This window comes from Streptomyces melanogenes, assembly GCF_014649795.1.
Taxonomy (GTDB): domain Bacteria; phylum Actinomycetota; class Actinomycetes; order Streptomycetales; family Streptomycetaceae; genus Streptomyces; species Streptomyces noboritoensis.
In genome coordinates, this window is record NZ_BMTS01000007.1 from 26,356 (window position 1) to 41,308 (window position 14,953).

Annotated in this window: 10 protein-coding genes; 1 reads left to right on the top strand and 9 read right to left on the bottom strand. The window is 74.5% G+C overall.

Annotation, left to right across the window (positions count from 1 at the left end; translation table 11 throughout):
- Window positions 1-21: 21 nt before the first annotated feature.
- The 8 genes from IE252_RS16785 to IE252_RS16820 form a co-directional block, all read right to left on the bottom strand.
- Window positions 22-579: a pyridoxamine 5'-phosphate oxidase family protein gene (locus IE252_RS16785; protein ID WP_190090222.1), complete on the bottom strand. Its 558-nt coding sequence runs from the start codon at window positions 577-579 to the stop codon at window positions 22-24.
- A gap of 87 nt (window positions 580-666) precedes the next feature.
- Window positions 667-3,591 carry a condensation domain-containing protein gene (locus tag IE252_RS16790; RefSeq protein WP_190090223.1) on the bottom strand — a complete coding sequence of 975 codons (2,925 nt, stop codon included), beginning with the start codon at window positions 3,589-3,591 and terminating at the stop codon, window positions 667-669.
- The gene (locus IE252_RS16795) at window positions 3,581-5,428 is read right to left on the bottom strand and encodes a non-ribosomal peptide synthetase (protein ID WP_190090224.1); all 1,848 of its coding nucleotides are present in this window, start codon (window positions 5,426-5,428) and stop codon (window positions 3,581-3,583) included. Before IE252_RS16795 ends, IE252_RS16790 begins: the two co-directional genes overlap by 11 nt.
- A gap of 1 nt (window position 5,429) precedes the next feature.
- On the bottom strand, window positions 5,430-7,295 hold the full coding sequence (locus tag IE252_RS16800; protein WP_190090225.1) for a non-ribosomal peptide synthetase: 1,866 nt from the start codon (window positions 7,293-7,295) through the stop codon (window positions 5,430-5,432).
- Window positions 7,295-10,438, bottom strand: a complete 3,144-nt coding sequence (locus IE252_RS16805; RefSeq protein ID WP_190090226.1) for a non-ribosomal peptide synthetase — start codon at window positions 10,436-10,438, stop codon at window positions 7,295-7,297. The genes IE252_RS16800 and IE252_RS16805 overlap by 1 nt, the downstream gene beginning before the upstream one ends.
- 140 nt (window positions 10,439-10,578) lie before the next feature.
- On the bottom strand, window positions 10,579-11,865 hold the full coding sequence (locus IE252_RS16810; protein WP_190090227.1) for a condensation domain-containing protein: 1,287 nt from the start codon (window positions 11,863-11,865) through the stop codon (window positions 10,579-10,581).
- Between the two features lie 53 nt (window positions 11,866-11,918).
- A complete protein-coding gene (locus IE252_RS16815; protein ID WP_190090228.1) occupies window positions 11,919-13,232 on the bottom strand; it encodes an MFS transporter in 1,314 nt (437 codons plus the stop codon).
- 348 nt (window positions 13,233-13,580) lie between these two features.
- Window positions 13,581-13,955 carry a hypothetical protein gene (locus tag IE252_RS16820; RefSeq protein WP_190090229.1) on the bottom strand — a complete coding sequence of 125 codons (375 nt, stop codon included), beginning with the start codon at window positions 13,953-13,955 and terminating at the stop codon, window positions 13,581-13,583.
- A 120-nt stretch (window positions 13,956-14,075) separates the two neighbouring features.
- Here IE252_RS16820 and IE252_RS16825 point away from each other — a divergent pair, with 120 nt between their 5' ends.
- The gene (locus IE252_RS16825) at window positions 14,076-14,339 is read left to right on the top strand and encodes a hypothetical protein (RefSeq protein ID WP_190090230.1); all 264 of its coding nucleotides are present in this window, start codon (window positions 14,076-14,078) and stop codon (window positions 14,337-14,339) included.
- A gap of 180 nt (window positions 14,340-14,519) precedes the next feature.
- On the opposite strand, the gene IE252_RS16830 is transcribed toward IE252_RS16825, so the two are convergent.
- On the bottom strand, window positions 14,520-14,918 hold the full coding sequence (locus tag IE252_RS16830) for a hypothetical protein (RefSeq protein WP_190090231.1): 399 nt from the start codon (window positions 14,916-14,918) through the stop codon (window positions 14,520-14,522).
- Window positions 14,919-14,953: the final 35 nt, after the last annotated feature.

Here is a 14,953-nt window from a genome sequence, read left to right on the forward strand (position 1 = left end):
TGCGTACGACGGTTCCGAGGCTCAGAACGTCCACCTTGTATGGGTGTACGTTCCGTCGTCCCGGCCGAAGCCGTACGCCGTCGCCGGGGCCACCGCGAACACGACGGCGTCGCCCTTGCGGAACGCGTCCCCGAGGCCGTGGAAGGGACCCTTGGGCGAGGTGATGTGCGCCCCGTACTTCGCCTCGTACGCCCCGATGACCTGCTCCATTACCACCGGATCGGTAAGTTGCTCCGCCCTGCCCTCGACCACCAGGTCGAGGCCCTGGGTGAGTGAGTTCCCTCCGGTGGTCAGCGCGCAGTGGGCGTCGTGCGCGAGGTTCCGCGCCTTCTGCTCGCCCGCGCCGGTGGAGAAGTACAGCCTGCCGTCGTGCCAGGCGGCGAGCACGGGAGTGACGTGCAGCCGGCCGTCGGGCCGTACCGTGGACACCCAGAAGATCTCGGCGGCCGCCAGCTGCCGCAGGGCCTGGGCCCATTCGGTGGCGGTGACCTCCCCGGCCCCCGGGCGGGGGTTGAGCGCGGAGCTGTACCGGGCGTCGAGTTCGGTCGTGGGCCCTTCGGCGGGGTCCTGTGTGGGCATGGGGATCTCCTTCCTCTACCCCCATAACGACCGGCTTCCGGTATCGAAATCATCGGTGCGAGTGAGCCTCCGGACCCTGACATACCGTCAAGCGTCGTCCCCCGTCATGCCGTCGATCATCTCGGCCAGTACGGTCCGCCGGTCCTCGCCCGGATTCGCCCGCAGCGGACGGGCCAGGCGGCGGCTGTCGTAGTGCCAGCGGTGGTCGAGATCTCGCGGGACGGCGTCGGTCTCGCGAACCTCGCCTCGGGTGCCGAGCAGTTCCGTGAGGTCGTGGGCGAGGGCGTGCCAGGACACATGGCCGCTCACGGCGTTGGCGACGCCGTGGACGGGGCGGTCCAGGCACTCGGTCACCGCGCGAGCCAGGGCGGCCGCGTGGACCCAGGCCGCTCCGTACCAAGGGTGTCCGCCGGTGCCGGGTCGGGGCAGCTCGATCGGCTCGCCTCGGCGGGCGGCCTGGTACAGCGTGCCGAGGGCGCCCCAGCGCAGCTGTTCGCGCAGCCGCTCGTGCGCGCCCCACACGATCGGGGAGCGCACGGCACTCGCCCCGCCGCGTCCGTCGGTGCCCGCCGCGCGCAGCACCATGGCCTCGCAGTCGAGTTTGGCCATGCCGTACGGGCTGACGGGCTCGCAGGGCGGTGACTCCTCCACGACCTGGTCCGCGTGGGGGTGTCCGTAGGCGTCGACGCTGCTGACGAAGACGAACGGTCCACGGCTCCAGGCGTCGACCATCGCCTCCATGGCCGCCAGGTCCACTTCTGGACGGGTGAAGGTGCAGGCGGCGTGGATGACCGCGTCCGCTTCCCTGACGGCGTCGCGTAGTCCGGCCAGGTCGGTGAGGTCGCCCGCGACGACGTCGACGCCCTCGGTGGCGATCAGATGGGCGGACTCGGGCCGGGCCAGGGCCAGCACGGGATGGCCCTGGGCGGCCAGCTCCCGCACGATGAACGCGCCGACGCCGCCGGTCGCGCCGGTGACCAGCACCGTGCCCGGACGAACGGTCCGGGACCGGGCGTGCTTGCTGGTGGTCCGCGCGGCGGTCTGCTGGGCCGCCCGCTCGTCGAGGAGCGCGGTGAGCGCCCGGGGCGTACGGGCCTGGAGCACATCGAGTCCCGTGAGCGGCAGGCCGAGCCCGGTGCGCAGGCGTTCGGCGAGCTGCACGGCGACGAGGGAGTGGCCGCCGAGGGCGAAGAAGTCGTCGTCGGGCGACGGCGTGAGGCCGAGCAGCGAGGCGAAGCCCTCGGCGACGGCCCCGGCTCGCGGACTGGAAGGGCCGCTCGGCGCGGGAGGCCCGGGCAGCCCGGCGGTGTCGAGGGCCCCGGCGGCCGTCTCGGGCAGCGCGTCCAGCAGCGTGACCGCGGCGGGCACGGACTCGGGCGCGAGCGAGCGGCGCAGCAGACCGAGCAGTTCGTTGCCGGACGGGCCGGCGCTGTCGTGGAGGACGGCGTAGGCAACGGGCGGCCCCTGGACGGGCCGGACGACGAGGGCGTCAGCGACCTGCGGGTGGGCGCGCAGGGCGTGGGCCGCCGGGTGGTCGGCGCCGTCCGGGGTGCTGTCTCCGGTGGCGGAAGGACGGGGCGGTGTGCCGAGGCCCGGCAGCTTGCTCAGCGCGAGCTCCGGGCCGGCCGCCGCCGCTTCGAGCAGGGCGGCGTAGTCCCGTACGGTCGCCTGTGCCGCCGCGTCGTCCAGCGTGCTCGGGTCGAACTGGACCAGCGCCGTGGGATGTTCGGCGTCGCCGAGGTCGAGGCCGTAGGACAGGGCGAACTTCGCGCCGCCGGTGGGCACGTCGACGTACTCGGCCGAGGTGCCGGGCAGTCGGAGCACCGTGGGCTCGCCCAGCACGTCGGAGGTGACGCGGACCAGTGCGGTGCCGTCGGCGCCGCGCGCCGTGGCGCCGAGACGTTCCAGGACGAGGTCGAAGGGGAGGTGCCGGTGGCGCTGGGCCTCCAGGAGCGCGTCGCGTACGCGGTGCAGCAGCTCGGTGAACGACGGGTCGTTGGACGCGTCGACGCGCACGGGCAGCGTGTTGACGCACAGGCCGACCAGGCCGCGCATGGCGGTGCCACTGCGGTGGGTGCCCGCCACGCCGATGACGAGGTCGTCGTCGCCGGTGAGGCGGTGCAGCGCGGCGAAGGCAGCGGTGAGCGACACCGCGAACAGCGTGGCGCGCTGCTCGGCTCCCAGCGCCCGCAGGCCGTGGGGCAGCGCGGACGGCAGAGGCACGGTGTGCACGGCCGCCGACGGGTTGGTGGAGCGCGACGCGGCCGGCAGGGGCAGGCGGGGCGGGGTGGCGTCGGCCAGCAGGCCGCTCCAGCGGTCCAGTTCCGGCTGGAGACGGGCGATCTCGTCGTGCTCGCGGCGCGCGTAGTCGGCGTACTGCGGCGGTACGGCGAGGACGCGGCCGCCGGAGCCGTCGACGGCCGCGGTGTACAGAGCGGCGAGTTCGTCGGCCAGGGTCTCCAGCGAGCCGCCGTCGACGGCTATGTGATGGAACGTCAGCAGTACGGTGTGGTCCTGCGGCCCGTGGCGCAGGACGCGGGCGCGTACCGCCTCGCCTGCCGCGAGGTCGAACGGCCGGGCCGCCTCCTCCCGCAGCAGCGCCGGAGCGTTCGCCGGGGCGGTGTCGACGACCGGCACGGCCACGGTGTTCGGGGCCGGGAGCGCTTCCTGGAACGGCTCGCCGTCCTGGTCGGCGTAGCAGGTACGCAGGATCGTGTGCCGGGCGACCAGCGAGGTCAGGGCGGTGGCGAGCGCGGCCGGGTCGAACGGGCCGCGCACCCGGGTGGCGAAGGGCACGTGGTACGAGTCGCCCGCGCCGCCGAGGCGTTCCATCAGCCACATGCGGCGCTGGGCCCGGGACAAGGGGACGCGGCCGGACTGGGCGGCATCGCGCACCGCCTGCCCGCTGGTGTCCGGGGCGCGGCGAGCGGCGGTGGTGCGGGCCCGGCGCAGCAGTTCCTGCTGGAGCCGCTGCTGTTCGGCTCGCGCCGTGGAGTCGGCGTCAGTGGACATCGCTGTGCTCCGGGGTCTGGGGGTGGAGGTCGCTGTGGGCGGCCAGCAGGGCACGTTCGATGAGGGAGGCCTGGGCGGCGACGGTCGGGGCGGCGAGGAAGTCGGCGAGGGCGAGCTCGACGCCGAGTTCCTCGCGCAGGTCGTCGGTGACGGCGAGGGCGAGCAGGGAGTGGCCGCCCAGGGCGAGGAAGTCGGCGTCGCCGTGGGTGACCTCGTTGCCCAGGGCCCGGCTCCACACCTCGGCGACGGCCTGCTCCAGCGGGCTCATCGCCGGGGCGGGCGTGGCGGGCGCGTCCTGGGTGGTGGCCTGGGCGCGGTCGGCCAGCGCGCGCCGGTCGACCTTGCCGGACGGGGTCAGGGGCAGATGCTCCACCAGGGTGATGGCGTCGGGCACCAGATGGGCGGGCAGGACGGCGGTGAGCCGCTCGCGCAGCGCCGAGGCGGCGGGTACCGGCCCGGGCGCGGCCACCACGTACGCCACCAGGCGCGCCTCGGGCGTGCCCCTGCCGTCGACCGTGACAGCCGTGTCGTCCACGTCCGGCTGCTGGCGCAGTACGTGTTCGACCTCGGCGGGTTCGATGCGGAACCCGCGGACCTTGACCTGGTCGTCGTTGCGGCCGTGGAAGTCCAGGACGCCGTCGTGGCGGGCGGAGACGATGTCGCCCGTGCGGTAGAGGCGTCCGGCGGTGGGGTGGTCGACGAACCGCTCGGCGGTGAGCTGGGGTTGGCCCGTGTAGCCGTGGGCGAGCCGGGTGCCGCCGACCCACAGTTCGCCCCGGTCGCCGTCGGGGACCGGGTTGCCGTCGGCGTCCAGGACGTGGACGGTGGCCCCGGCGATGGGGCGGCCGATCGGCAGCGGCGCGTCGCAGTCGTGCTCGGTCACGGTGTGGGCGGTGGCGAAGGTGGTGGTCTCGGTGGGCCCGTAGCCGTTGACGAGCTCCAGCCAGGGGAAGGCGGTCAGCACGTCGCGGGCGTGGGTCGCGGCCATGGCCTCGCCGCCCACGATGACCGAGCGGAGCTGGGCGAAGACGCGGGAGCGGCGGGCGGCGAGCTGGTGGAAGAGCGCCGTGGTGAAGAACGCCACCGTCACACCGTGGCGTTCGACGTGGCGGGCCAGGTCCTCCAGGGAGGGCCGCGGCACGGTGCACACGACGACCGCGGCGCCGTTGGCGAGCGCGGCCCACACCTCGAAGGTCGAGGCGTCGAAGGTCATGGGGGAGTGGAACAGGACGCGGTCGCGGGCCGTGACGGTGAGGTAGTCCGGTGCGGTGACCAGTTCGGCGATCGCCCGGTGCCCGATGGTGACGCCCTTGGGACGGCCGGTGGAGCCGGAGGTGAACATGATGAAGGCCGGGCCGTCCGGGGCGGCAGCACCCAGCGGCGGGCCGCTGACCAGGGGCTCTTCGGGCAGGGCCAGGACGGGTCCGATGAGCGCGGCCGCGTCAAGCAGCTTGGCGTCGCCGACGGTGAGCGTGACGCCCGCCTCGGCGATCATCGCTTCGGTACGGGGCCGGGGCTGCGCGGGGTCGAGCGGTACGCACACGGCTCCCGCCCACCACAGCGCGAGCTGCGCGACGACCGTGCGGGCGGAGCGGGTGGTCAGCAGCGCCACCCGGTCGCCGGGCGCCACCTGGTGCTCGCGCAGGCGCGCGGCGAGGGCACGGCCGGCCCGGTCGAGCTGGTGGTACGTGAGGGTGGTGTCGCCGTCCACGACGGCCAGGGCGTCGGGGGTGCGTTCGGCGTGCCGGGCCACGAGGTCCGGCAGCGCCGTCGGGTACGCCGGGGGTTCGGCGTGCGGGGCGGCGGGGGAGCCGGGCTGAGGCGTGGTGGGTGTCATGTCAGGCTCCTGCCGGTCGCGGGGTCTGGCGCTGGTCGAGGACGGCGGCGAAGGCGCGCAGGTCGGTGCTGCGCAGCAGTTCGTGGGCGCGCGGGCGGATACCGGTCTCGCGCTCGACGACCGCGAGCAGCCGTGCGGCGACGACGGAGGTGCCGCCGATGTCGGTGAAGTTGTCGCCGAGTACGGTCGCGGGCCGCCCGAGGAGTTCGCGTACGGTCGCCAGGACGAGGCGTTCGCCAGGGCTGGCGTCGGTCAGGTCGTCCGCGCGGGCCGCAGGCACTTCGGGGGCGTGGGTGGCGAGGGCGGCCCGGTCCACCTTGCCGTTGGCGTCGAGCGGGTAGGCGTCGACGAGGTGCACGGCGGCGGGGACGGCCTGCTCGGGAAGCCAGGCGCGGACCGCGGCGAGCAGATCACCGGGCGTGGGTGTCGTACCCTCGGCGGGCTTGACGTACGCGAGGAGACGGGCGAAGCCGGAGTCGTCGCGCTGCGCGGTGACCACCGCGGTGCGCACCCGGGCGTCCTGCTCGAAGGCGGCCTCCACCTCGCCGAGTTCGATCCGCACCCCGCTGATCTTGACCTGGTTGTCGAGGCGGCCCAGGAACTCCAGGCTGCCGTCGGCGCCCATGCGGACCCGGTCGCCGGTGCGGTACAGGCGGGCGACGCCGTCCAGCGCCGGATGCTCGGGCGGGGCGGTGAAGCGCCGCGCGGTCAGTTCCGGGTCGAGGTAGCCGAGCGCCAGGCAGTGGCCGCCGATGCGCAGTTCGCCGTCCTGCCCACGGGCGACGGGTAGCCCGTCGTCGTCGGTGACGACGACGGTGACACCCGGCAGCGGGGTGCCGATCGGCGGCGGGGTCATGTCGCCCGCAGCGGTGCCACGCATCGCGTACGTGGTGGTGACGACGGTGGCTTCGGCCGGACCGTAGGCGTTGTGGACGGTGGCCGTGACGTCCGGGCCGGGGCGGCGGCGCATGCGGTCGCCGCCGACCACCAGGTGACGCAGCTTCAGGTCCTTGGGCCAGGGCCGGTCCAGGAGCGGTTCGACGGTCGGGGTCGCCGCCACGCAGACGGTGACGGCGGCATCGCGCCACCAGTCGGTGAGCACGCCTGCGTCCCAGCGGGTGTCGTCCGGGGCCGGGACCAGGGCGGCACCGGAGGTCAGCCCGGCCCACAGCTCCAGCAGGTGCGGGTCGAAGGCGACGCCGATGAGCAGGGACTGCCGGTCGCCGGGCGCCAGGCCGGTGGCCGCCCGGTACCAGTCGAGGGCCACGGACAGCGAGGCCTCGGCCACGGCAACCGCCTTGGGGCGGCCGGTGGACCCGGAGGTGAGGACGGCGTACAGGGCGTCCTCGGGCGCCCGTCGTGCCCCCTGCGGGCGGTCGGCGAACGCGGCCACCGCGCCGGCGGGGGCGTTCACGCCGTCGGTGGGCAGCGGCAGCGGGGTGTGCTCCCCGTCGCGGTGGGCCGCGGGCAGGACAGCGGGGTCACCGATGAGGCAGGCCACGTCGAGGTCCTCGGTGACGGCCTGGATGCGGCGCTCGCCGGGGCGCGGGCCCAGCGGCAGGTAGACGGCGCCGATCCGGGCGAGCGCGACGGCGGTCACCACCAGGGCGGTGGAACGGTCGAGGCAGACACCGACCAGGTCCCCGGGCCGTACGCGCTCGCGCAGGGTGGCGGCGACGCGCTCGGCGGCGGTGGAGAGGTCCTCGTACGTCCAGGTCCGGGCGCCGTCGATGACGGCGGGGGCCTGCGGAGAGAGCCGGACCCGGTCCTCGAAGCGGGCGACGACGGTGGTCGGCTCCGCGGCGGTGCCGTGGGCGACGCTCACCACCGTGCGGGTGGTGTCGGCGGGGGAAGGGGGCTGGATCATCACGACTCCGTGGAGGCAGGGGCGGTGGCGGCGAGGGCGTCGGCCTGGTCGGCGAGCACCGGGTTGCGGAAGAGCACCTTCAGCGGCGGGCGCGTGCCCAGGTGGGGCTCCAGCCAGGCCGCGAGCTCGGCGGCCAGCAGTGAGTGGCCCCCGATGTGGAAGAAGTGGGAGCCGACGTCGAAGCGGCTGTGGCCGAGCACCTCGCGCCAGCCCTCGGTGAGGAGCGCGGTCATCGGGTCGTCCGGGACGGCCGTGTGCTCCGTCTCGGCCTCGGGTGCCGTCGGGGCCATGGGGTCGAGTGCGGCGGCGCGCCGGGCCAGGGCCGTCCGGTCCGGCTTGCCGCCGGCGAGGGTCGGCATCGACTCCAGCCGTGCCCACCGGGCGGGCACCAGGGGCCCGGGCAGTCGGCGGCTCAACTCGGTGTGCAGGGCCTTCTCGTCGACGTCGGCCAGGTCGGCGCCGTCCTCGAAGAAGCCGACGAGCCGGGGCGCGGCCGGGCCCTCGCGGTCCAGGACGACGGCGCAGGAGCGGCCGCCGAGCGCCGCGGACGCCGCCGCCTCGATCTCCTCCAGCTCGATGCGGTGACCGCGCAGCTTGACCTGGTTGTCGCGCCGCCCCAGGAAGTACAGCAGGCCGTCCAGGCCGCGGTAGCCGAGGTCGCCGGTGAGGTAGACGCGCTCCCCGCCGAGCGCGTCCACGGCGATGAACCGGGCGGCGGTCACCTCCGCGTTGCCGGGGTAGCCCTCGGCCAGGCCGGGGCCGGCGATGGCGAGTTCACCGACGGCGCCGGTGGGCAGCGGGCGGTGGTGCGCGTCCAGGACGTGGACGCGCTCGCCGGGCAGTTCGGTGCCCAGCGGGATCTCGGCGCCCTCGCTGAGGGCGTCGCGGGATATCTCGTGGACGGTGGAGCTGATGGCGGCTTCCGTGACGCCGTACGCGTTCAGCACGGTGGCGTCGGTGTCGGCGAGGACGCCGCGCAGACTCTCGGCGGGAAGGCGCTCGCCGCCCAGGACCAGGAGCCTGGGGGCCCAGCTCTCCTCGCGCAGCGCGGGCCGCAGCTCCTCGCGGGTGGAGAGGAAGTAGCTGGTGGGCAGGTTGGCGACGGTGACCCGGGCGGCGGCGAGCAGCTCGGCGAGCTCCGCCCCGGTGGGCACCTCGTACTCGGGCACCACCAGGCACGCCCCCGCGTGCAGGGTGGGCAGCACCTCCTCCAGCGATACGTCGAAGGACGGCTGGGCGAACATGAGGACCCGGTCGGCGCTGGTGAGGGCGAACCGGTCGGCGGCTGCGGTCAGATGGTGCTCCAGCGCCGCACGGCCGACGGCGACCGGCTTGGGCGTGCCGGTGGAGCCGGAGGTGTGGATGACGTAGGTCGTGGCGGGCAGGACGTCGGCGGCGTGGGCGCGGGGCAGGACGGGCGCGTCGATCCGGGCGGTGGGCAGGGAGTCCGGGAGGGCCGGGCCGCCCTCGCCGGTGAGGACGAGTGCTGGGGCGAGCCGTTCGAGCAGCAGGGCGGTACGGGCCGGCGGATCGGCGGGCGACAGCGGGCAGTAGACGGCGCCGGTGCGCAGACAGGCCAGCAGGGCGACGACCGAGTCGGCTCCCCGGGGCAGGACGACGGCCACCGGCCGGCCCGGCGCTACCCCCGCCGCACGCAGCCGCTCGGCCAACGAGGCGACACGCTCGTCGAGTTCGCCGTACGTCACCCGGCGTGCACCGCACAGCAGCGCGGGCAGCGACGGGTGGTGGGCGGCCACCGGATCCAGCGGATCGCGCCCGGCCGGGACGGGCACGGCCTCGGTGGCCGCCTCCACCGCGGCCGGGGCGAGGTCGGCCAGCGCGGCCTCGGGAGCGTCGAGGTAGGCGCGCAGCAGGTCGAGGAAGCGGCCCGAGAGCAGCCGGGCGACGTCCTCGCCGAACAGGTCGGCGTCGTAGTCCCACACCAGCGTCATGCCGGGCGCGCCGTGGCGCGGGGTGACTCCGCGCCGGTCGTCGGGCAGCAGCACCACGTCCAGGTCGAAGCGGGTGGTGCCGGTGTTGAACCCCTCGAAGAGCGTGATGTCCAGGCCCGGCAGGTCGATCTCGGGCAGCGGAGCGTCGTGGGCGCTGAACATGACGGAGAACAGCGGGTTGTCGGCGCCGGAGGTGTGCAGCCCGAGCGCCCGCGTCAGCTCCTGTACCGGTACGTCCTGGTGCGGCAGGGCACGGATGAGGGTGTCGGTGACGTCGTCCATGGCGTCCTGGGCCGGGGCGGTGGCGTCCAGGGACAGCGGCAGGGGGATGGTGTTGACGAACATGCCGACGGCGTCCTCGTACCCCAGGGGCCGGTTGCCGACGGCGGTGCCGATGACCATCCGGGAGCGGCCGCTGTGGCGGCGCAGGAGTTCCGCGAACAGCCCCAGGAGCGTGGCGAAGGGGGTGAGGCCGCGCTCACGGGCGTGCTCGCGCAGCCGCTCGGCGAGGTCGGCGCCGATGGTCTGCCGCAGCTGTCCGCCGTGGTGCCTGCGACGGGCGCCGGGGCGGAGCAGGCCGGGCAGCGGCAAGTCGTGCGGCTGGTCGCGCAGTTCGGCCTGCCAGAACTCCAACGACTCCGGGGCGTAGGCGGTCTTGGCCTGGGCCTGGACGTGGTCCGCGTACGAGGAGGCGGGCGGGAGCGTGAGGGTCTCGCCCGTGACGCGGGCGCGGTAGACGCGGAAGACGTCGTCGAGCAGGATCGCGAAGGAGTGCCCGTCGTGGATCAGGTGGTGCTCGACGTGGACGAGCCGGTGGTGGTGCTCGCCGAGCCGGACGAGCGTCCAGCGGATCAGCGGTGCCTCGAAGGTGTCGAGCGGCGTCTCGGCCTCGGCGCGCAGCAGTTCCTGGAAGGCCGCCTCGGGGTCGTCCACTCCGCTGAGGTCGACGGTGTGCAGCCGGGGGCGGCACTGCTCGGCGACCCGCTGCCCCGGTACCGACCCGGGCAGCGCGACGAGTTCGAGCCGCAGGCCCGGGTGGCGTGCCAAGGTCGCGCCGAGGCCCTCGTGCAGGGCCTCGGTGTCCAGCGGGCCCCACAGGTCGAGTGCGGCGGTGAAGTTGTAGGCACGGCTGCCGGGCTGCAGTTGCTCGTGCAGCCAGACGATCTCCTGCGAGGCGGAGAGCGGAAGCATGGTCGGTCCCTGAGGTTGTCGGGGCGGTTGTCCGGGGCCGGTCACGGTCGTGGCCGGGCGCGGTCGTACGGGCGGCTTGGCGGGTCGCGCGGGGCCGCACAGGGGGCTGGGTGGGTGCCGCTGGGTGCCGGGCGGCGGGCTCAGCCCAGGGCCCGCGCCGCCGGGCGCAGCGCCTGGGCGAGTGCGTCGAACGCCCGGTGGGCGGTGGTGTCGTCGTGCACCGCGCGGTCCCACACCATCCGCAGGCGGATCTCCGCGCCCTGGGTGACGGAGACGGCGAAGGGGGCGCGCACCGGTCTGCCGTCGATGTGGACCTCGCGGCCCTTGACACCGGCCAGGACCAGGGGCGGGCGGCGGCTGTCGTCGTCCACGGTCAGCAGTCCGTCCAGCGCGCCGTTCCAGCCCGGGCCGGCGGACCGGGCGGCGGCCACGACCGCGTCGAAAGGCATGTCGGCCCGGTCGAGGTCGTCCCACCAGGCGTCGGCCGTCACCTCTGGCGCGGGCCCGTGGCCGGTGGCGGCCGGGAAGACGACGGTGTTGAGGAAGCAGCCGACGACCGGCTGCGCACCGGAGGGGCGGCCGCCCCACGGGTAGCCGAGCGGAACGACGCGATCCGGGCCGTACAGCGCGCTCGCCGCGGCGCGGCAGGCGTCGAGCAGTCCGGGGAAGGGGACGCGGCCGTCGTGCGCGGGCAGCCGGGCCTCGGCCGAGCCGCTGGGGAGCGTGCCCGCGGGCACGCGTTCGGGACGTGGCGCGGGGGCGTGGGCGCGCACGGCGCGCAGCCGGTCCGCCCAGTACGCGGCCGCCTCGGGGGTGTCCGCGCGTTCCTCGGCGGCGAGTTGGAGCAGGACCGCCTCGTGGTAGGCGGCGAGTTCGGCTTCGGTCTCCTCGGGCGCGACAAGGGACTCGGTGGCGTACGCGGCGCCGAGTTCTTCGGCGATCCGCGCCAGCGACCGGCCGTCGCAGACGGCGTGGTCCAGGGCGACGGCGAGGAGGTCGTCGGTGCGGTGCTCGTCGTCGCGGGCGAGGAACAGGCGCAGGGGCGGGGCCTGCGGATCCCAGGAGGCCAGTGCGCGGCGCAGGGTGTCGGCGGGGCGCTCGCCCGGCGCGGGGGCCAGGTGGGTCACGCGGATGTCCGGTTCTCCCACGTGCAGGACGGGGGTGCCGCGTACGACGGTGGGCCGCGAGCGCAGGGCGGTGTGCCGGGCGGCGAGTCGGCGGGCCGCCGCTTGCAGGCGGGCGGGGTCGACGGTGCCGTGCGGGAAGGCGAAGAACATCGGCACCACGTCGGGGCGTCCCGCCGGGTCCAGCGACCGCACCAGCGCGAAGCGGCGCTGTGCCCCGGTGACGGGCAGCAGGGCGCCGGCCCCCTCGCCGGCGGTGATACGCCGGTAGCGGGCCAGGTACTGGCTCGTGATGCTGGGCACGGAGTCCTCTTCTGTCGTGATCGGGGGGGGTGCTTCGTGGGCGCGGCGGGGGTTCAGCGGGAGGGGGTGGCGGCGGGCTGTCCGTCGTCCTCCGTGGTGGTGTCCTCCTGGTGCGCCTCGGGGCCGGGCAGGTCCCGCATGCGGCGCAGTGGGGAGAACAGCAGCGGCAGCGGTACGGCGAGGAAACCGGCGGCGCAGCAGGCGAGTGCGGTGCGCGGCCCGAAGGACTGGGCGAGGGCGCCGCCGAGGAGCGCGCCGAGCGGCAGGGTGCCCCACATGAGGAAGCGCAGGGTGGCGTTCATCCGGCCGAGCAGCCGCGGCGGGCACAGCCCCTGGCGGAAGCTGACCTGGGCGATGTTGTAGACGACGGCGCCGAAGGAGCTGCCCGCCGATCCGGTGGCGAACAGGATCGCGCCGAGGGTGCCGTGCCCGGACAGCGGCCACAGCACGGCGAACGGTCCGCTCAGCAGGACGGACCACAGGATGAGCCGGGCCTGCCCCCACCGGGCGGCGAGCCGCCCGGAGCACAGGGCGCCCAGGAGTCCGCCGACGGCTGACGCGGACAGGACCAGTCCCAGTGCGCCTGGCTCGAGTCCCACGACGCGTACGAGATGCACGGTCTGGGTGGCCATCAGGACGGCCATGCACAGGTTGGCGAGGCCGGTGGTCAGGGCGATGACGCGGAGCAGGGGGTGGCCGGTGACGAAGCGGATGCCTTCGCCGATGTCCTTGCGCAGGGACGCGCCGGGCGGGGTCTGCGGCGGTTGCTCGGGCTGCCGGATGCGCAGGAGGACCAGGGCGGACAGCACATAGCCGAGGGCGTCGGCGAGGACGGCGAGGTGCGCGCCGACGAGCTGGACCAGCCCGCCTCCAGCCCCCGGCCCGGCCACCTGGGCGGTCGAACGGACCGTCTCCAGCGCGCCGTTGCCCGCCATGAGCTCCTCGCGCGGCACGATCTGCGGCAGATAGCTCTGGTGGGCGACGTCGAAGAACACGGTCGCCACTCCGGTGACGAGCGCGACGACGTAGAGCTGAGCCATCGTCAGGGCGTCGGCGACCGCGGCGGCCGGGATGCTGCCCATCGCCACGGCCCGCACCAGGTCCGCCCGGATCATCAAGGGGCGTTTGCGCAGGCGGTCGGTGAGGGCCCCGGCGGGCAGCCCGACGAGCAGGAAGGCGGCGGTCTCCGCCGCGGTGAGCAGGCCCACCTGGAAGGCGGAGGCGTCGAGTTCGAGGACGGCGACAAGGGGAAGGGCCACCAGCGTGACCTGAGCGCCGAGTTGTCCGGCGGCCGCTCCCGCGAGCAGCAGCCGGAAGTCGCGTCGGCGCATCGGGCTACCCGTGGAGGCTCCGGTTGTGACGGACATGTGAACGACCTTCACCGAATGGTCGATCGGGAGTCAAAGGATCACGGCCAGTTTCGGTCGAGTCTTGTCATCGCTCGCTGGAAACTCGGAAGAATTTTCGCCGAACTCCCGGTAAGTCCGCATGAATGCCTGCCACTCGGTGTGCACGGCGGGACTGGTGAGGTGCGACGGGTGCGGGCGGGGCGCGGAAGGAGGGGCGGATACCCTGCACACGGAGTGACAGTTTCGATCCTGACTGAAAACGACCACTCACGATCGTCTTGTTACGGAATCGCCTATTCCGTCAGTTACCGCGCGTATGCGGTGTCGCCCCCGCCGCGCGGTGCGGCAGTCCCTGCGCGCCACGACTCATACGGCGGGGAAGGAGAGCCGTATGCCGAGGTCTGCTTCGAGGCGGTGGACGCGGGCGGGGAGGGTGCGCCGGAGTTCCTGGAGTTGGGCGCGGTGGGCGGCGATGAAGCGGTCGCGTTGTCGCGTACGCAGGGGAGCGCGGGCCGCCTCGATCGGAGCCATGCACGTGGCGTACGTCCCGGCCAGGTCCGCGTCCGTCCGGTCGGCGGCGAGTCGCCGGTCGGCGAGCGCGAAGAGGCCGGGCTCGTCGGCGGCCGTGATGCCGTGCCGGGTCAGGCAGGGGGCGAGGCCCCGATATGCCTTGCGCACGGTCGGGGCGGCGCGCAGCTCGGCCAGCTCCCGCGTCCAGGCCGCCTGAATCTCGGCGTACACACTGCGCAAGTCGCGCGTGGCGCCGTCGCCTTGGCGCAGACAGCGCCGCCCGGCCGGGGAGGCGCTGCCCCTCCGCGTATCGCGTGGGTAGGGGAGAGGGGCGAGTACGGCGCCGAAGCCGTGGCGGCGGATGAAGGCGAGATCGGGCAGTTCGGCCTGGCGGATGTATGTGGGCGGCGGGCTGTCCGGCAGGGCGGTTCGGTGTGTCTGGGCGCAGGCGTGGGCCGAGGCGTCGCCGACGGCCTGGGCGAACGCGTCCAGGCCTGTGACCAGCGCGTTTCGGCTCCGGTCGAGGGCAGCGCGAGCAGGGTGATGTCCTCGGGCATGGCGTACGTGATCGGCACGGGCGGGGTGCTCGCCGGAGCGGGGGAGGGGCGAGGGTAAGCAGGACGACCCACTGTGCTGGAGCCGCCGGAGTCACTGGAGCAGGCGGTCAACGCCATGGCGCAGAGAAGTGCCGCCAGCGCAACGGAGTTGCGCGGTCGGGCCACGATCCCCCCTCCCTGGAGCCGGTGGGGACGGCCGTCGGGTCCGGTGGCGCACCGACCGGCGGCCCCATGGGTGTCAGTGCGTGATGTCCACGGTGTCGGTGCCGTCCTGGCTGGCGACGCTGAAGCGGGTGCCGGGGGCGAGGTCGGGCACGAGGACGTAATGGCCCACGGGGTAGTGTCCGTTGTCGACGAGCACATAGCCGGAGGCGCCGAACTTCCCGCCTGACGCCGTCTCGTACATTCCCGCGTACTCGTCCCAGTGCTCGCGTCCGGAGCGGTGGGCGTAGGTGAGGTTGAGGCCGTGGCAGGCACTGGACGAGGACTTGGTGGCGATGGTTCCGACGGTTTCCGTCCCTGTGCGCAGGGTGGTGGTCACGCAGTCCTGGGGCGCGGCGTGTGCCGTCGTGTGCACGGTGGCCAGCGAGCAGGCGGTCACGGTCATGAGCGTGAGGGCGGCCCGGGCCTTGTTCATGTGGGGTGTCCCCGTCCGTCGACGGCGTGAGTGAG

Coding starts and splice junctions, on each gene's coding strand:
- IE252_RS16785 (WP_190090222.1), bottom strand. CDS start 579: ATGCCCACACAGGACCCCGCCGAAGGGCCCACGACCGAACTCGACGCC.
- IE252_RS16790 (WP_190090223.1), bottom strand. CDS start 3,591: ATGTCCACTGACGCCGACTCCACGGCGCGAGCCGAACAGCAGCGGCTC.
- IE252_RS16795 (WP_190090224.1), bottom strand. CDS start 5,428: ATGACACCCACCACGCCTCAGCCCGGCTCCCCCGCCGCCCCGCACGCC.
- IE252_RS16800 (WP_190090225.1), bottom strand. CDS start 7,295: ATGATCCAGCCCCCTTCCCCCGCCGACACCACCCGCACGGTGGTGAGC.
- IE252_RS16805 (WP_190090226.1), bottom strand. CDS start 10,438: ATGCTTCCGCTCTCCGCCTCGCAGGAGATCGTCTGGCTGCACGAGCAA.
- IE252_RS16815 (WP_190090228.1), bottom strand. CDS start 13,232: ATGTCCGTCACAACCGGAGCCTCCACGGGTAGCCCGATGCGCCGACGC.
- IE252_RS16830 (WP_190090231.1), bottom strand. CDS start 14,918: ATGAACAAGGCCCGGGCCGCCCTCACGCTCATGACCGTGACCGCCTGC.